At 40.0% G+C, this 13,667-nt stretch carries 16 protein-coding genes and 2 pseudogenes; 9 read left to right on the top strand and 9 right to left on the bottom strand.

What is annotated here, in order from left to right:
• Positions 1-135 precede the first annotated feature (135 nt).
• On the top strand, positions 136-345 hold the full coding sequence (locus V7K15_RS19875) for a hypothetical protein (protein WP_334908091.1): 210 nt from the start codon (positions 136-138) through the stop codon (positions 343-345).
• A 253-nt stretch (positions 346-598) separates the two neighbouring features.
• Positions 599-2,212, top strand: a complete 1,614-nt coding sequence (locus V7K15_RS19870; RefSeq protein WP_334907947.1) for an NAD(P)H-quinone oxidoreductase subunit 4 — start codon at positions 599-601, stop codon at positions 2,210-2,212.
• Between the two features lie 193 nt (positions 2,213-2,405).
• Here V7K15_RS19870 and V7K15_RS19865 read toward each other — a convergent pair whose 3' ends face one another.
• Entirely contained in the window at positions 2,406-2,783 is a 378-nt protein-coding gene (locus V7K15_RS19865) for a hypothetical protein (RefSeq protein WP_334907944.1), read from the bottom strand.
• Positions 2,784-2,853: 70 nt separating this feature from the next.
• On the opposite strand from V7K15_RS19865, the gene V7K15_RS19860 reads away from it, so the two are divergent.
• Together V7K15_RS19860 and V7K15_RS19855 are read left to right on the top strand one after the other, a co-directional pair.
• On the top strand, positions 2,854-3,459 hold the full coding sequence (locus tag V7K15_RS19860; RefSeq protein WP_334907942.1) for a Uma2 family endonuclease: 606 nt from the start codon (positions 2,854-2,856) through the stop codon (positions 3,457-3,459).
• 149 nt (positions 3,460-3,608) lie between these two features.
• Positions 3,609-3,944, top strand: a complete 336-nt coding sequence (locus tag V7K15_RS19855; protein ID WP_334907940.1) for a XisI protein — start codon at positions 3,609-3,611, stop codon at positions 3,942-3,944.
• Positions 3,945-4,013: 69 nt separating this feature from the next.
• On the opposite strand, the pseudogene V7K15_RS19850 reads toward V7K15_RS19855, so the two are convergent.
• Positions 4,014-4,328: pseudogene (locus tag V7K15_RS19850) on the bottom strand (antibiotic biosynthesis monooxygenase); the annotation flags it as partial.
• 26 nt (positions 4,329-4,354) lie between these two features.
• Here V7K15_RS19850 and V7K15_RS19845 point away from each other — a divergent pair.
• Both V7K15_RS19845 and V7K15_RS19840 read left to right on the top strand, forming a co-directional pair.
• Positions 4,355-4,549: pseudogene (locus tag V7K15_RS19845) on the top strand (Uma2 family endonuclease); the annotation flags it as partial.
• Between the two features lie 70 nt (positions 4,550-4,619).
• Positions 4,620-5,252 carry a retropepsin-like domain-containing protein gene (locus V7K15_RS19840; RefSeq protein WP_334907938.1) on the top strand — a complete coding sequence of 211 codons (633 nt, stop codon included), beginning with the start codon at positions 4,620-4,622 and terminating at the stop codon, positions 5,250-5,252.
• A gap of 43 nt (positions 5,253-5,295) precedes the next feature.
• Here the strand turns inward: V7K15_RS19840 and V7K15_RS19835 are convergent, their stop codons facing one another.
• Both V7K15_RS19835 and V7K15_RS19830 read right to left on the bottom strand, forming a co-directional pair.
• Positions 5,296-5,595 carry a type II toxin-antitoxin system RelE/ParE family toxin gene (locus V7K15_RS19835; protein WP_334907936.1) on the bottom strand — a complete coding sequence of 100 codons (300 nt, stop codon included), beginning with the start codon at positions 5,593-5,595 and terminating at the stop codon, positions 5,296-5,298.
• Positions 5,592-5,849, bottom strand: coding sequence for a type II toxin-antitoxin system ParD family antitoxin (locus tag V7K15_RS19830; protein WP_334907933.1), 258 nt, complete (start codon positions 5,847-5,849; stop codon positions 5,592-5,594). The genes V7K15_RS19835 and V7K15_RS19830 overlap by 4 nt, the downstream gene beginning before the upstream one ends.
• Positions 5,850-5,914: 65 nt before the next feature.
• Between V7K15_RS19830 and V7K15_RS19825 the strand changes: the two genes are divergently transcribed.
• Complete coding sequence (locus V7K15_RS19825; RefSeq protein ID WP_442949701.1) at positions 5,915-6,145, top strand: Uma2 family endonuclease; 231 nt, start codon at positions 5,915-5,917, stop codon at positions 6,143-6,145.
• 226 nt (positions 6,146-6,371) lie between these two features.
• On the opposite strand, the gene V7K15_RS19820 is transcribed toward V7K15_RS19825, so the two are convergent.
• The 5 genes from V7K15_RS19820 to V7K15_RS19800 form a co-directional block, all read right to left on the bottom strand.
• Positions 6,372-7,928 carry an AIPR family protein gene (locus tag V7K15_RS19820; protein ID WP_334907931.1) on the bottom strand — a complete coding sequence of 519 codons (1,557 nt, stop codon included), beginning with the start codon at positions 7,926-7,928 and terminating at the stop codon, positions 6,372-6,374.
• A gap of 150 nt (positions 7,929-8,078) precedes the next feature.
• On the bottom strand, positions 8,079-8,429 hold the full coding sequence (locus V7K15_RS19815; RefSeq protein WP_012407317.1) for a DUF1257 domain-containing protein: 351 nt from the start codon (positions 8,427-8,429) through the stop codon (positions 8,079-8,081).
• Positions 8,430-8,570: 141 nt separating this feature from the next.
• Entirely contained in the window at positions 8,571-10,082 is a 1,512-nt protein-coding gene (gene ycf46 / locus V7K15_RS19810; protein WP_334833681.1) for a stress-responsive protein Ycf46, read from the bottom strand.
• An 89-nt stretch (positions 10,083-10,171) separates the two neighbouring features.
• Positions 10,172-10,519: a hypothetical protein gene (locus tag V7K15_RS19805; RefSeq protein WP_334907928.1), complete on the bottom strand. Its 348-nt coding sequence runs from the start codon at positions 10,517-10,519 to the stop codon at positions 10,172-10,174.
• 257 nt (positions 10,520-10,776) lie between these two features.
• Positions 10,777-11,571, bottom strand: a complete 795-nt coding sequence (locus V7K15_RS19800; protein ID WP_334907926.1) for an FHA domain-containing protein — start codon at positions 11,569-11,571, stop codon at positions 10,777-10,779.
• A 211-nt stretch (positions 11,572-11,782) separates the two neighbouring features.
• Here V7K15_RS19800 and V7K15_RS19795 point away from each other — a divergent pair, with 211 nt between their 5' ends.
• Positions 11,783-12,313: a hypothetical protein gene (locus tag V7K15_RS19795; protein ID WP_334907924.1), complete on the top strand. Its 531-nt coding sequence runs from the start codon at positions 11,783-11,785 to the stop codon at positions 12,311-12,313.
• A 101-nt stretch (positions 12,314-12,414) separates the two neighbouring features.
• Positions 12,415-13,569, top strand: coding sequence for an NAD-dependent epimerase/dehydratase family protein (locus V7K15_RS19790; protein WP_292801022.1), 1,155 nt, complete (start codon positions 12,415-12,417; stop codon positions 13,567-13,569).
• Positions 13,570-13,667: the final 98 nt, after the last annotated feature.

Genomic DNA, 13,667 nt, shown 5'->3' with positions numbered 1-13,667 from the left:
CTGAAGTAATCAATTCCAGTCATAACCTAGCATGGGAGAACTGGTTAAAACCGTACTTCGCGCTGCTACGCGCTTTCGTCTTTGGTACGCGAAACTAGTATTAAATATTCTTCCTGATTAAAACTCTATCGCTTTATGGGTAGGGCATTCACCAATTCTGAATTCTCAATTCTGTATTCTGACTCCTGGTTTATTACTGAGTTTAAGACAATCTCCGTTCCCGATGTCCGATCAGATGGGGAAGTTTGGACAATTGTCAAACAATTTTGGATTTGCGATCGCGATCGCGCAGCATCTCGTAAAGAAGGCGGCTGGTTAAAAAAATTGACTTTGACAAAGAATTAACCCTTAACCCAAGCGTATTGGGCTTTAACTGCTGTTTTTTGTTGACGTTGCAAAAGTTTACATTTAAAATTGAAAGCGGCAAAATCAGATAAGTATTTATTCTTATTTATCCTGATAAATTCAGATTCGATGAGTATATATTCCTGTTGGAAGCAAAAATTTAATCTTTTAAACTTCAACAAAGGTTACAAAAGTACAAATTACTTAATACAATGTAACTAAAAGCGAGAAAGCAAATTGATTGTCAGAAGTGATGAATGCTATTGAATTTCCCTGGCTAACAGCCATAATCCTCTTACCCTTGGTGGCTGCCTTAGCCATCCCCCTAATCCCAGACAAAGAAGGTACAACTATCCGGTGGTATGCTTTGGGAGTTGCTTTTGCCGACTTTGCACTGATGATTTATGCCTTTTGGTATAAGTACGACTTTCAGAGTTCAAGACTCCAACTTGTAGAAAACTATCCTTGGATACCGGAGTTAGGTTTGCATTGGGCGGTGGGGGTTGATGGTTTATCGATGCCCTTACTGCTTCTGACAGGCTTAATAAATACCCTCGCAATATTCGCGGCTTGGAAAGTTACCACCAAGCCGCGATTATTTTATGGTTTGATGTTAGCGATGTACAGCGCCCAGCTTGGTGTATTTATCGCCCAGGATTTGCTGCTGTTCTTCCTAATGTGGGAAATCGAGTTAGTGCCGGTTTACCTGCTGATTTCCATCTGGGGAGGACAAAATCGCCGTTATGCCGCTACTAAATTCATTCTTTACACCGCCGCCGCATCAATATTTATCTTGATTGCCGGTTTTGCACTTGTCTTCTCTGGAGATACCTTTACCTTCGATATGGCGGCTCTGGGAATGAAGGAATACCCCAAAACCTTGGAATTGTTGGTTTATGCAGGTTTCTTGATTGCCTTCGGGGTAAAGTTACCGATTTTCCCTTTACACACTTGGCTACCTGATGCTCACGGTGAAGCATCAGCACCCGGTTCGATGATTTTGGCTGGTGTGTTGTTAAAAATGGGTGGTTATGCCCTCATCCGCTTCAATGTGGAAATGTTGCCCAATGCCCATGTAACTTTTGCGCCAGTATTAGCGATTTTGGGTGTAGTGAACATTGTCTACGGTGCTTGCTGTGCCTTTGCCCAAACCAATCTCAAACGGCGCTTGGCTTACTCTTCAATTGCCCACATGGGATTTGTGCTGATTGGGATTGCCTCCTACACAGAACTGGGTATTAGCGGTGCAGTGCTACAGATGGTTTCCCACGGCTTGATTGCTGCTAGCTTGTTCTTCCTGTCTGGCGTGACTTACGATCGCACTCACACCTTGATGATGGATAAAATGGGCGGTATGGCCAAGGTAATGCCTAAAACCTTTGCTCTATTTACCATTGGTTCAATGGCTTCTCTCGCCTTACCCGGAATGAGTGGTTTTGTGGGTGAGTTGATGGTATTTCTGGGTATTGCCACCAGTGATGTTTACAGTTCCAGCTTCAAAATTGTAGTTGTGCTGCTATCAGCCGTTGGCGTGATTTTGACACCGATTTATTTACTATCGATGCTGCGTCAAGTGTTCTACGGTGAGCAGAGTGAAGAGTTGCACTTGGATGCTGTAATATCTGATGTCAAACCGCGCGAAATATTTATTACCGCTTGCTTGCTGCTGCCAATCATCGGAATTGGTTTCTATCCCAAATTAGCAACGCAGACTTATGATGTGAAGGCAGTGGAATTAGCCGCCCATGCTCGTCAAGTTTTACCAGTTGTTGCCCATCAGCAACCATCAAGTCTGTACTCGCGGATTTTTTCTGCACCAACATTGGCTAATTCTCAAGTTGAAAGTTCGATTAACATTTCTGAGTAAATTAACTTCCCATTAAGGGGGCTGCAAGTAAATTCTAATTATTAGGGGAATAAAGGGGTGGTTACGAAACCACCCCTAAAATTTTGGCATTACTGAATTGAAGTAGGGGCAATTCATGAATTGCCCCTACCGTGTGGTTGAAAATTATTCAAATTTGAGAGTTCCGTCAATATTGGTAATGTACTCATTAAGATCAATGTATGTTCATTTCTTGAAGGGGGATACCTGCTGGGGATGTCGATACTTGAGCGATCGGGAACTCTTCATCAGCCCAAAAACCAAAAATTCCTAGCCTACCCTGAGTTGGTTTCCAACCGCGTTTTAGAGCCAACAAGATAACTGATTTCACTACAGAAGGACTGATTAAACGTTGCTGTAGGACACAACGCCAATCTCCAGCCTCATCATCAAGGTAAGTATTGTGGTATCTGAATCCGGCACACAGTCGCTGTCCTTGAGTATCCTTTTGCTCAACGATCAGCCACATATAGCCACTATCATTTGAAATAACCCATTGATAAGTTGTTTCATCTACAGAGATTGTCCGTGTCCCTTTTTTTGGAAGTCCCATTTATATTCCTCTCTTAAAATTTTCACCAAGAGATATGGTGAAGACAGGTGAAGTCCCCAAAATATGAATTATGACCATTAACTTACCTATAGCTACAGAAATTATACCAATGGTGTTGCGGCTGCAACCTGCGATCGCACTAACCGAAGACCAGTTTTATGAATTTTGTCAGCTAAACCGCGACTTTCGTATCGAACGCAATGCTGGGGGAGAATTAGTGATTATGCCCCCTACCGGTTCCGAAACTGATCAACATAACTTTGACGTTATTGTTCAGTTGGGTATTTGGACAAAGCAAGATGGTACAGGTGTAGGGTTTGGTTCCAGTGGTGGGTTTACTTTGCCTAATGGTGCGGTGCGATCGCCAGATGCAGCGTGGATAAAACGCGATCGCTGGGAAGCTATATCACCGGAACTGCGAAAAAAATTTGCACCGATTTGTCCTGAATTTGTGATTGAATTGCGTTCTGAGAGCGATCGCTTGCAAGTTTTGCAAGACAAGATGCAAGAGTATATAGATAATGGCACACAACTTGGTTGGTTAATTGATAGAAAACAACGCCAAGTTTTTATTTATCGTCCTAATATTGCGATTGAAGTATTGAATAACCCTAAGACGCTTTATGGTGAACTGTTGCTACCTGGGTTTGTTTTGGATTTAAGTCAGGTTTGGTAGGCAGTAAGCTAGTTTTATAGTACCGAAAAAGGCTGACTTTTTTTACTTTAGAACTGCCACACTTATTAATCCAACGCTACCAAGTTCGGCTGATTGTTTTCGACCCAGAAGAAGAGGCGAATGCCTCCGGCACACTTCGTGAACGTAAAATGGCAAAAGTAGAACAGTACCGTCAACTTATTCAACAACTGTTGCTAGCTTACAGCGAAATCAAAGCCAGCAACGAAGAAGTCGAAGCAGAAATTATTTTTGATAGAGAACGCGACCGCTACCAACTTGTTCACGCGGGGTGGTCAAATAAGCGCCGTGTATATGGTTGCGTTTTGCATCTAGATATTAAAAACGAAAAAATTTGGATTCAACACGATGGTACCGAAGGAGGTATCGCTAATGAACTTATTAGTCGAGGTATACCCAAAAAAGACATCGTTTTAGCTTTTCACTCCCCCTTTAAACGACAATTTACGGAGTTCGCTGTTGGTTAATATGGCTGAGGGTTGAAAGGAATCCAATCACTCTTGATTAATAGAGTTGAGTTAGAGTAATTTCAATCGCTAAACTTTTCGTGATTTATGATATAGCCACCAACTAAACAAACGGCTGACTCTGGGCATGACAACGTAGGTCAAAAGTACAACCATAATAATGGTAACGATCAGCGAAATAATCAAATGTGGTAAACCACGAAGCAGAGGGACTAGAAATGTACTCAACAAATTAATCAACACATATACAGCTCCCCAAGTTAGCAATGCTATTTTATAGCGTGGTGGAGTCTTCAATGGTTGACCGGGAAGAGAAAACCAAGCTTCTAATCCACAGATTTGTTGAACATTAGGGTCAGATTCAACCAAGTGTTTACCTTGAGAGCGTAGTTTACCGCCGTAGGCATCGCTTGCAAGTTTTGCAAGACAAGATGCAAGAGTCTATTGAGAATGGCACATAACTTGGTTGGTTAATTGATAGAAAACAACGCAAAGTTTTTATTTATCGTCCTAATATTGCAGTTAAGGTATTAGATAATCCTAAAACCCTTTGCGGTGAAGCGTTGCTACCTGGTTTTGTTTTGGATTTAAGTCAGGTTTGGTAGCTCACATTTTGCAGCAGACTCTTAAAAATAGTGCCAGAGATATTTCACATCCACAGAAAACATTAAATATATGAACACAACACCCTCTAAAAGAGAAACAGATGAAATGTTCAAGTGGTTAAATCGTAACCGCCAGATGTTATTAGATTTATATAAAAATCAATATATCGCTTATAATGCAAATGGAATAATTGCTCACAGCGAAAACTTACGCGAAGTTTTAGCATTAGGTAATGCTGCAAAACAGCCTTTTTTAATTTACCTAGTTCCCCGTCGCACTGCTTCTATAGAAATTTTACCAATTCGCTTCCGCACCGTCGTTCGCCATGATTGGCAACCGAATTATAGAGTTATTTTAAAACATAGAGATATAGAATCTAATACAACAATGTTAGTAGATTCTGGTGCTGAATTAAGTTTAATTTCATTGAAAGTTGGTCAAGATTTAGGCTATGCTTTGGCTGATTCAGAATCAACTTTGTTGGCAGAAACGATAGGTGGTAGAGTTGAGTATGTTTTACGTAATGTCGAAATGACAATTGACGAACACAATTTTATTACTCCAGTAGCATGGTTGCAAACCAATACAGGCGGAGAACAATTGCTTTTAGGGCGAGAAGTTGTATTTGATAAATTTAATATTGAATTTAGGCAAGCTGAGGAGCAAATTATTTTTACATGGCGTGAAGATTTAAAGTCATAAATTCAAGAATTTAATAGTGTTTAACAGTTAAATAGCTAAAAATTTATTCCTCATCTTCAAACAAAGATTCTAAATCTCTATAACCACTTGCAACACGAGTAACAAAAATTCCATCCTCGCTGGTATAGTAAAATATAATGTAATCATCCACAACAAAACCGCGCAGATTCGTTACAAGTCTTCTATAACTTTTCCCCATACTGGGAAAATCTGCTACTAACTTACACTTTTTACGAATATCATCAAAAAGCTTACTAGCTGCTTTTGCGTTACGGCGAGCAATATATTCACCAATTTCATCTAAATCTTGAATTGCTTCATCTGAAAATGAATAACTACTCATTCTTCAGACTCTTCAGCAATTTTCCGAATTTTTTCTTGAAATCTAGCGAAAACAACTTCGCCATCAGTTACTTGTCCTTTAGCGATTTGTTCAGTTCCTACAGCAATTTTTTGGCGTAATTCTTCAATTCGCCGTTCTCTTTCTTGAAGCAACTTAAAAGCTTCATTGATCACATCCTCTGCACTAGCAAATCTACCACTTGCAATTTGCGCTTGAATAAATTGCTCTATTTCTGACTTTAGTGTGATATTCATAACTTGTACCTCAGCTAAAAAATGGATGCATTAACTCGAACTGCGAAAAAAGTTTATACTAGTTTGTGATTCAATTGTGTTCTGAAAGCGTAGTTTACCGCCGTAGGCATCGCTTACAAGTTTTGCAAGACAAGATGCAAGAGTATATAGATAATGGGACGCAACTTGGTTGGTTAATTGATAGAAAAGAACGCCAAGTTTTTATTTATCCTTGCAATCCTGCGGTTGAGGTATTAGATAACCCTAAGACACTGTTGCTACTTGGGTTTGTTTTGGATTTAAGTCATGTTTGGTGACGAGCAACAAAACAATATGTTTTATAAACCTCCTACATCTGCTAATAACAACTTGGAGAAGTATCTAATTAAACCCGTGAAACTCACATCTTTTTAAATATTGGGTGGAAAAATTTCTAATACTTTCTCTTTTAATACTCTATACTTATCTAAATTTCTAAATACTTGGTAAATTATTTTACCTGCATACTCGGCATAAACAGCTTCTAGGGTTTTTTCAATAACTTTATCTAATTAACGGTAATTCATCTTTAAAGTATTGCTCAAAGTTAGCCTGAGATAAAAATAAATTATTTTCACCTATATATTGATATACCATGTGAAGAATGAATCTATTTCCAAAAATACAAGTTGCTCTGAAATCCTCGTTTATTGAACTCTTTTCGGAAAGTTTATTATCTACCACCCGACTTATTTTAATCATTTTCCAAATTTTGTCTACTGAAATTCTTGAATTAAAAATATCTGTATAAGGAGGTTTATTAACATCCTCCCATAACTTGCCGATTTTATCTTTCCCTATATGTGCGTAACGTAAGTCTTTTAAACCGCAAGCTAGTGCTATAGTAGCTTCATCTAAAGTACAGTTTTGATCATCTGATGAGTATTCATGTTCATCTCTTTTATAATGGTAATTAATTCCTTCGTATGCAAATTCTTTTTGTAATTTATCATGTAAACTATCTAATGAAATAAAATCACGATTTTCAACTTTATTTTGAGTATTTGTAGATTTAGTAACCTTTAAAGCAAAGTCTGGAGGACAATTTTCTAACGAAATTAACTTTATAAAAACTTTTGCCTTCTTAACTTCTTCTGAATTTGTTTGATAAGCAGTTCCCATACTTCCTACTGTTTGAGCGCCATTAATAATAGATATTCCTTCACAATAAAAATCTCCGACAGATTTATCAGAAGAACCACCCTTAGCAGTTTTTTGGATTTTAGTACATAAAACAGTAACTCCATTATTTAAATATAAAAATGTTTCTGGAGAATGTAAAAGAGTATCTTGAATACCATCATTTACATCTGTTAAACCAACAAAGCTTCGGATATTTTTAGAAAATAAATTTTCTTTATTTTCAATCCACAACTTTGCTAATTGTTCAGCATCAATTTGTCCATACCATGTTTTATATGGTTCTTCATTCAAACCCCAATTTGTTAATCTTAGTTCATGGTTAATAGACTTATTGAGGCTTTTTGATAAAGCACCGTGAGCTTCTGCTAAAGAAAATATTTCCAAAAAAAACAGTTCACCTGCTTTATTTTCTTGAGTTATAAATTCTGATAATAAATCCAAATTGTTTTCTCCTAGTTTTGAACCAGTATAAGAAAGACATATTTTTATTTTCACATCATAATTATTAAGATTTTTTTCTAATTCAACTTGCTTGTTTTTAATTTTTTGATTAAATTTGCTAAATTTAAACCCAATAACATATTTTACTCCTTGTATAAATTTCCCTACCTCTCCTGTGTCAGGTTCTCCTTTCCCTGACTCAATCCATTTCGATTGAACTAACCAAAGAGTATTTTTTTGTTCTTCATAATAAATTGCATCAATTCCATTATCCTTATAACCATCAACAATAGTTTGTGCAGCTTCTTCTTCTGTAGCACAAGCAAGACTTACTAAGCTGTAAGCAGCATAACTTCTTGATAAACAAGCTTTTTTTCTTTCTTCTTCAGTTTTTTTAACATAATCTGACATATCAATTAAGTTTATTAATTTTTTATTCAGTTTATTTTTAATATGTATTAATTGAAGTTGTGCCATTTTGTTATCCTTAAATTTTTCTAAAACGTGAATATGAGATTTTCATATAAAATCGGGACTGAGAAATAAATCTCAGTCCCGATAAAAAAGCGGGTTAACCGCTATTTATGTAGTTAACCCGTGCAGCTTTGGGAACGCGCAGAGAAATTGTTATTGCAATACCAACTTCACATTGGCGTTTTGCAGACCGCGTTGTTTTACTTCAGCCAAAGTTTTGTTAACGGCATACTTTTGGTTGATTGAGTTGATCAACTCGGTTTGGTTGTGCTTCTTAGCAACTCCCCACAAGTCAGCAATTAGGTCAAAGGAACCATCGCTGTTGCGAGACCAGCCGAGGTCATATTCGCCATCCAACATAGCTACGATGTCAGAACGGACGCGCTGACCGTTATAACCACGGACATCAGCTTCAGTCTTTACGCTGATACCTAAGTCGCGCAAGGAAGCCTTGAGGATTTCGGCATCGGTGATCTTGGTACGCAGGGTGCTAAAGTGAGACATTTGGGTTTCCTCCAATGAGAAGATTGAGAAAAACGACAACGGTTTGTTTTCGGCGAAGCCGCGCTTAACAGGATGCGGCTTTTCTTATAACTGCTAGCATTGGGAGCTAGCCTTTCCCCCTGGGATGGCAGAGGAAAGCTTTTAAAACTCCATTCGCTGATATTCAGCTACGGAGGATGCTGCGGGGCGTGCGCGCTGTCTGGCCCAATCTCTCAGAGCCGTTACTTGTTCTTGCATCGTTCGAGACAGCGGCAATGTTGCCTTCAGTGCAGCAATAATATCTAGTTGGGTGAACTCCCGATCTTGGGCAAAAGCTTCATACATTGCCGCAACGATCGCTTGCTCAACTTCTGCCCCAGAAAAGCCATCAGACATCTTAGCTAGTTGCTCAAGATCGAATCGAGAGATGTCTTCACGGCGTTTCGTCAGGTGAATATTGAAAATCTGCTGCCTTTCTTCCGGTGTTGGCAGATCCACAAAGAAAATCTCATCAAAGCGTCCTTTCCTCAAGAATTCGCCAGGTAAGCGTTCTACTCTGTTGGCAGTTGCCATCACAAACACTGGTGATTTCTTATCTTGCATCCATGTGAGGAAAGAACCAAAGATTCTACTGGAAGTCCCCCCATCAGAATCAGAGGAACCTCCACTACCAGCAAAGGATTTATCCAATTCATCGATAAACAAAATCGCTGGGGAAATAGATTCTGCTGTTTTCAGGGCGTTTCGCAGATTTGCCTCACTTCGTCCCACCATTGAGCCGTCGTAGACTCGCCCCATATCCAACCGCAACAGTGGTAAACCCCACAGCCGGGAAGTAGTTTTGGCAATTAATGACTTACCGCAACCGGGAACTCCGAGAATTAACATCCCCTTTGGTTGAGGCAAACCATACTCTCTCGCTCTTTCTGTAAAGGCGTTAGAGCGTTGCTTGAGCCATCTTTTTAACTCTTCTAAGCCACCTACAGCATCAATGGTTTCATCTTCTTCAATATATTCTAAGATCCCATTGCGCCGAATTAGTTGCTTTTTCTCAGATAAAACGATATCTACTTCATCTTCGGTCAAACGCCCTGTAGTTACCTGTGCCTTACGGTAGACTTTCTCAGCTTCATCTTTAGTTAGACCCAAAGCGGCTCTGAGAAGTTTTTCTCTGGCTTCTGTTGTCACCCGCCGACCACGATTTTGCTCTATATGCAGAGTTAATACCTTATTCAACTCAGCCATATCTGGCAATGTAAAATCGAGAACGACAACTTCTTTTTCCAGTTCTATAGGTACTTGCTGCATCGGCGACATCAAAATGATATTCTTTTGCGTACCTTTGAAGCTAGCGATCGCATCACGCAACGATCTATTGGTTGCAGGCGCATCTATAAATGGATGTAAATCTTTAAGAATAAATATACTTGGTTCTTTCTGCCGGATGATCCACTCAATTGCCGCCTCTGGAGACACCGTATTATGTTGGGTGACATTCCGGGGTTGACCATACTCCACAATCCCGTGTGTTACTGTCCAAATAAATACTCGGCGCTGGGGCTTTAACAACTGGGCGATCGTAGATATTGCTTGCTCGGCCCGCTCTTCCTCGGAGGTAACAAGGTAGATTAAAGGGTATTGAGCTTGAATTAGGATATTGAGCTCTTCTTTCATACTTCGACCTACTTGAGACCTTATAGAGACAGTAGAGACATTGCTTCTGGTAAAGACAACCGAATCATGAATAATTCCTATCTATCTATTTAGCAAGGAACTAATTCTTCCTCACCCTTAGGATTGGTTGCATCTTCCTCATCAATAGAAAGATGTTTTTGACCAATTACTCCTGGTTGATTGCCCAAAGCAACCAGTTCCCCATCACGTAAGACTAGTGAGCTATCACAAGTTGGACATGAATAAACTCTATGAGTCCGCCCATAAGAAGAATCTTCTACCTCGTCAACCAATTCTGCATTAGACAGGTAAAACACGAGGGCACGTTCGGCAAGCTCTGACATTGGTTCAGAATCGACTGCTGAACGAATCTTCAGTTTTCTGTGCAACTCTGGCGATAAATACAAAGTGACCTTTTGCTTAGTTTGCGTTTGCATATAACTCTTTAACGGTCTTACCCGGGTATGTATATAAGTTATCGGTTCTTTTCTTGCTTGTCAAGACGGCAAAGCGTTTTAACGCCATTTTTGTTACATTTGTTTACACTTGGGGCTGGAATGCTGTTTAATTGAGTGAAAAATCGCTGACTACCAACCTCTGAGAATTAATCAGGACTTACGGATTCTAAGCCTGAAACCTTGATTGGAATTAGCGATCGCCAATTAACCATGAAGCAATGATTGCCTGACTTGGCTTATTTTTTCATTATTTGGAGCGTCAGTGGATTAAAGTTGAACACCTTGCCGGTTGTAAACAATTGATATCCACAGGAGATGCCAGCGAATGACACTAGCATAGAAAAAAGGGAAACTGAGCCGATTACAACACCACTGCCAATAAACAGAGCAATTCCGATCCCAATCAACACCCATCCCAGCAGTTTCCGATGATCGCGCCCACCCCAATTCAGAGCTACTACACCTCCCATACACAGCAAAATTCCAGGTGTGCTGCGTAAATAAACACTGATATAAATGCTTGTACTTAAAAATGTAATCCCTGCTAGGATTAGCCCTAAGCCAATAAGCTTACTGGCAAGGACTACTTGATCTTCCTCTTGTTTAGCGATCGCAGGATTTGTAATTTTTGTTGGTGCGGAGTTTGGTGGAGGATTTTTTGTGGGAGATGCAGAGTGTTCCTGCACTCTAAACATAAAAGTTATTTTGTCTCCCTGCCCAAGGGAAACTCTGTCTCCCGGTTGCAGGGGAGAAAAAACTTGAGGCTGAAGTTTTACACCATTAATATATGTACCATTAGAACTGCTCAAATCGGTGATATGGTATTCATCCCCATTCACCCAAATTTGCGCGTGGATGCGAGAAGCCACATCCGAATCTGGTAAGCCGGAAACATCAATATCTGGTGGTTTTTGGTCATTTGGCTTACCGATGCAAATTACAGAAAGATTTGGTGGAAATTGCAAAGATGTGTTCGTTTGGAAGTGAAAAAGCTCCAAAGTTAGTTCGCCTGTCTGAGATGCACTGTACATGAGTTGTGTGATAAAGCACTTACTCTCAGCTTCCTCTACTGCTAACTCAAAAGAGAATGGTAAATATGCTGAAAAGAATATTGAATTTTTAGTGAGCGCTCTTTTGGTGCAATTTCCCGATTTGGGAATAACTCGTAAATTAAGGAAGGTATCGATCTGAGTTTCTGGTATTTCTATAAAATCAGTGACTTTGACAAAATGTGTAACGTAAATGGCTACTGCTAATAAAATCTGTAGTTTGGGGCGAAGAATTTATCGGTTTGCCGCCAGCGTTAGCGGAGCCATTGCCCTGTTTATAATTCTGTGGGGTTGTACTGCAAATGATTTTAACGCCGGAGCGATCGCCTGGAAAACTTATAGCAACTCCCGTTATGGCTTTGAATTTCCATATCCGAGTAACTGGACTTCTTTAGCAGCCCCAGAAAACGATGATGGAATTGCGTTCATTGCGCTACAGGATAACTCGGTGGAAATTCGAGGGTGGGCAAGTCATCAGCTACCAAATTCGATTTCTACAGACCAAGAGTCTATGAAAAAGATAAAATCTAACTTTCAGACTACCCAAGGAGTATCTGGGGTAATGGTTGTAGAAGTTGATCAACGAGTAGGTTCGATGACACTAACGCTAACTCAGAGTCAAGTAAAATACTACTGGCAAGGACGAAGCAAGAGCCAAGAATTTCAAGATTACTATCGTTTGTTTTATTACATTGCCCAGCAGTATCGGATTTCCAAATCTTGAGTTAGGAGTTAGGAGAATTTCTCTCATCTCCCCCAGAATGATGAGTGAGATGGGACAGAAACCTGATAGATTTAGCTATCAGCGAGTAAAAACTGGTTAAGATGAAAGTCCTGGTTATTGGTGGCGATGGGTATTGCGGTTGGGCAACTGCTCTTTACCTTTCCAATCGAGGTTATGAAGTTGGAATTTTAGATAGTTTGGTGCGGCGGCACTGGGATAATGAATTGGGTGTCGAAACTCTCACGCCGATCGCACTAATTCAGCAACGTCTCCAGCGCTGGCAAGATTTGACTAGCAAATCTATTGACTTGTTCATCGGCGATATTACTAACTACGAATTTCTTCATAAAACGTTACATCAATTTCAGCCAAATGCCCTAGTGCATTTTGGTGAACAGCGTTCGGCTCCATTTTCGATGATTGACCGTGAACATGCAGTTCTTACCCAGGTCAATAATGTAGTTGGTACGTTGAACTTGTTGTACGCCATGCGGGAAGATTTCCCAGACTGTCATTTGGTGAAGTTGGGAACGATGGGTGAATACGGTACACCCAATATCGACATAGAAGAAGGGTATATCACCATTGAACACAATGGACGCAAGGATACCCTACCTTATCCCAAGCAGCCCGGTTCAATGTACCATTTAAGCAAAGTCCATGATAGTCATAACATCCACTTTGCTTGCCGGATTTGGGGATTGCGGGCAACGGATTTAAATCAGGGTGTAGTTTATGGCGTCTTAACCGAAGAAACGGGGATGGACGAATTATTGATTAATCGGCTGGATTACGATGGTGTGTTTGGTACAGCACTGAACCGCTTTTGTATTCAAGCAGCGATCGCACACCCCCTAACCGTCTATGGTAAAGGTGGACAAACTCGGGGATTTTTGGATATTCGGGATACAGTCCGATGTGTGGAATTAGCGATCGCTAACCCTGCCGAGGCTGGTGAATTCCGGGTATTTAACCAATTTACCGAACAATTCAGCGTCGGCGAATTGGCATTGATGGTGAAAAAAGCTGGTAACGCTATGGGATTGAATGTAGAAATCAATCACCTAGATAATCCCAGAGTCGAGAAAGAAGAACATTATTTCAACGCTAAAAACACTAAATTGCTCGATTTAGGTTTACAGCCTCACTTGCTCTCTGATTCTTTGCTCGATTCTCTGTTAAACTTTGCCATCAAGTATCAGAAACGAGTTGATCACAAACAAATTATGCCGAAAGTCTCTTGGCACAGAAATTAGGGTAAACCCCGCTAAATCGCAGGTCTAAAACTGGTCGTCATCTCTTAGCACAATATGACGACCAATCAATTATTATTTATCAGGTCTATCGTCCAGCT

Origin of the sequence: Nostoc sp., from assembly GCF_036919815.1 — a bacterium.
Lineage (GTDB): Bacteria > Cyanobacteriota > Cyanobacteriia > Cyanobacteriales > Nostocaceae > Nostoc.
Note: the sequence above shows the minus strand (reverse complement) of the source record. Positions and strands in the feature narration are given on the sequence as shown.

What these genes read in the sequence shown, in the direction of transcription:
- V7K15_RS19865 (WP_334907944.1), bottom strand. Translation starts at nt 2,783, where the DNA reads ATGGGACTTCCAAAAAAAGGGACACGGACAATCTCTGTAGATGAAACA.
- V7K15_RS19805 (WP_334907928.1), bottom strand. Translation starts at nt 10,519, where the DNA reads ATGCAAACGCAAACTAAGCAAAAGGTCACTTTGTATTTATCGCCAGAG.
- V7K15_RS19870 (WP_334907947.1), top strand. Translation starts at nt 599, where the DNA reads ATGAATGCTATTGAATTTCCCTGGCTAACAGCCATAATCCTCTTACCC.
- V7K15_RS19855 (WP_334907940.1), top strand. Translation starts at nt 3,609, where the DNA reads ATGGCAAAAGTAGAACAGTACCGTCAACTTATTCAACAACTGTTGCTA.
- V7K15_RS19790 (WP_292801022.1), top strand. Translation starts at nt 12,415, where the DNA reads ATGAAAGTCCTGGTTATTGGTGGCGATGGGTATTGCGGTTGGGCAACT.
- V7K15_RS19800 (WP_334907926.1), bottom strand. Translation starts at nt 11,571, where the DNA reads ATGTACAGTGCATCTCAGACAGGCGAACTAACTTTGGAGCTTTTTCAC.
- V7K15_RS19820 (WP_334907931.1), bottom strand. Translation starts at nt 7,928, where the DNA reads ATGGCACAACTTCAATTAATACATATTAAAAATAAACTGAATAAAAAA.
- ycf46 (WP_334833681.1), bottom strand. Translation starts at nt 10,082, where the DNA reads ATGAAAGAAGAGCTCAATATCCTAATTCAAGCTCAATACCCTTTAATC.
- V7K15_RS19840 (WP_334907938.1), top strand. Translation starts at nt 4,620, where the DNA reads ATGAACACAACACCCTCTAAAAGAGAAACAGATGAAATGTTCAAGTGG.
- V7K15_RS19860 (WP_334907942.1), top strand. Translation starts at nt 2,854, where the DNA reads ATGACCATTAACTTACCTATAGCTACAGAAATTATACCAATGGTGTTG.
- V7K15_RS19815 (WP_012407317.1), bottom strand. Translation starts at nt 8,429, where the DNA reads ATGTCTCACTTTAGCACCCTGCGTACCAAGATCACCGATGCCGAAATC.
- V7K15_RS19830 (WP_334907933.1), bottom strand. Translation starts at nt 5,849, where the DNA reads ATGAATATCACACTAAAGTCAGAAATAGAGCAATTTATTCAAGCGCAA.
- V7K15_RS19795 (WP_334907924.1), top strand. Translation starts at nt 11,783, where the DNA reads ATGGCTACTGCTAATAAAATCTGTAGTTTGGGGCGAAGAATTTATCGG.
- V7K15_RS19835 (WP_334907936.1), bottom strand. Translation starts at nt 5,595, where the DNA reads ATGAGTAGTTATTCATTTTCAGATGAAGCAATTCAAGATTTAGATGAA.
- V7K15_RS19875 (WP_334908091.1), top strand. Translation starts at nt 136, where the DNA reads ATGGGTAGGGCATTCACCAATTCTGAATTCTCAATTCTGTATTCTGAC.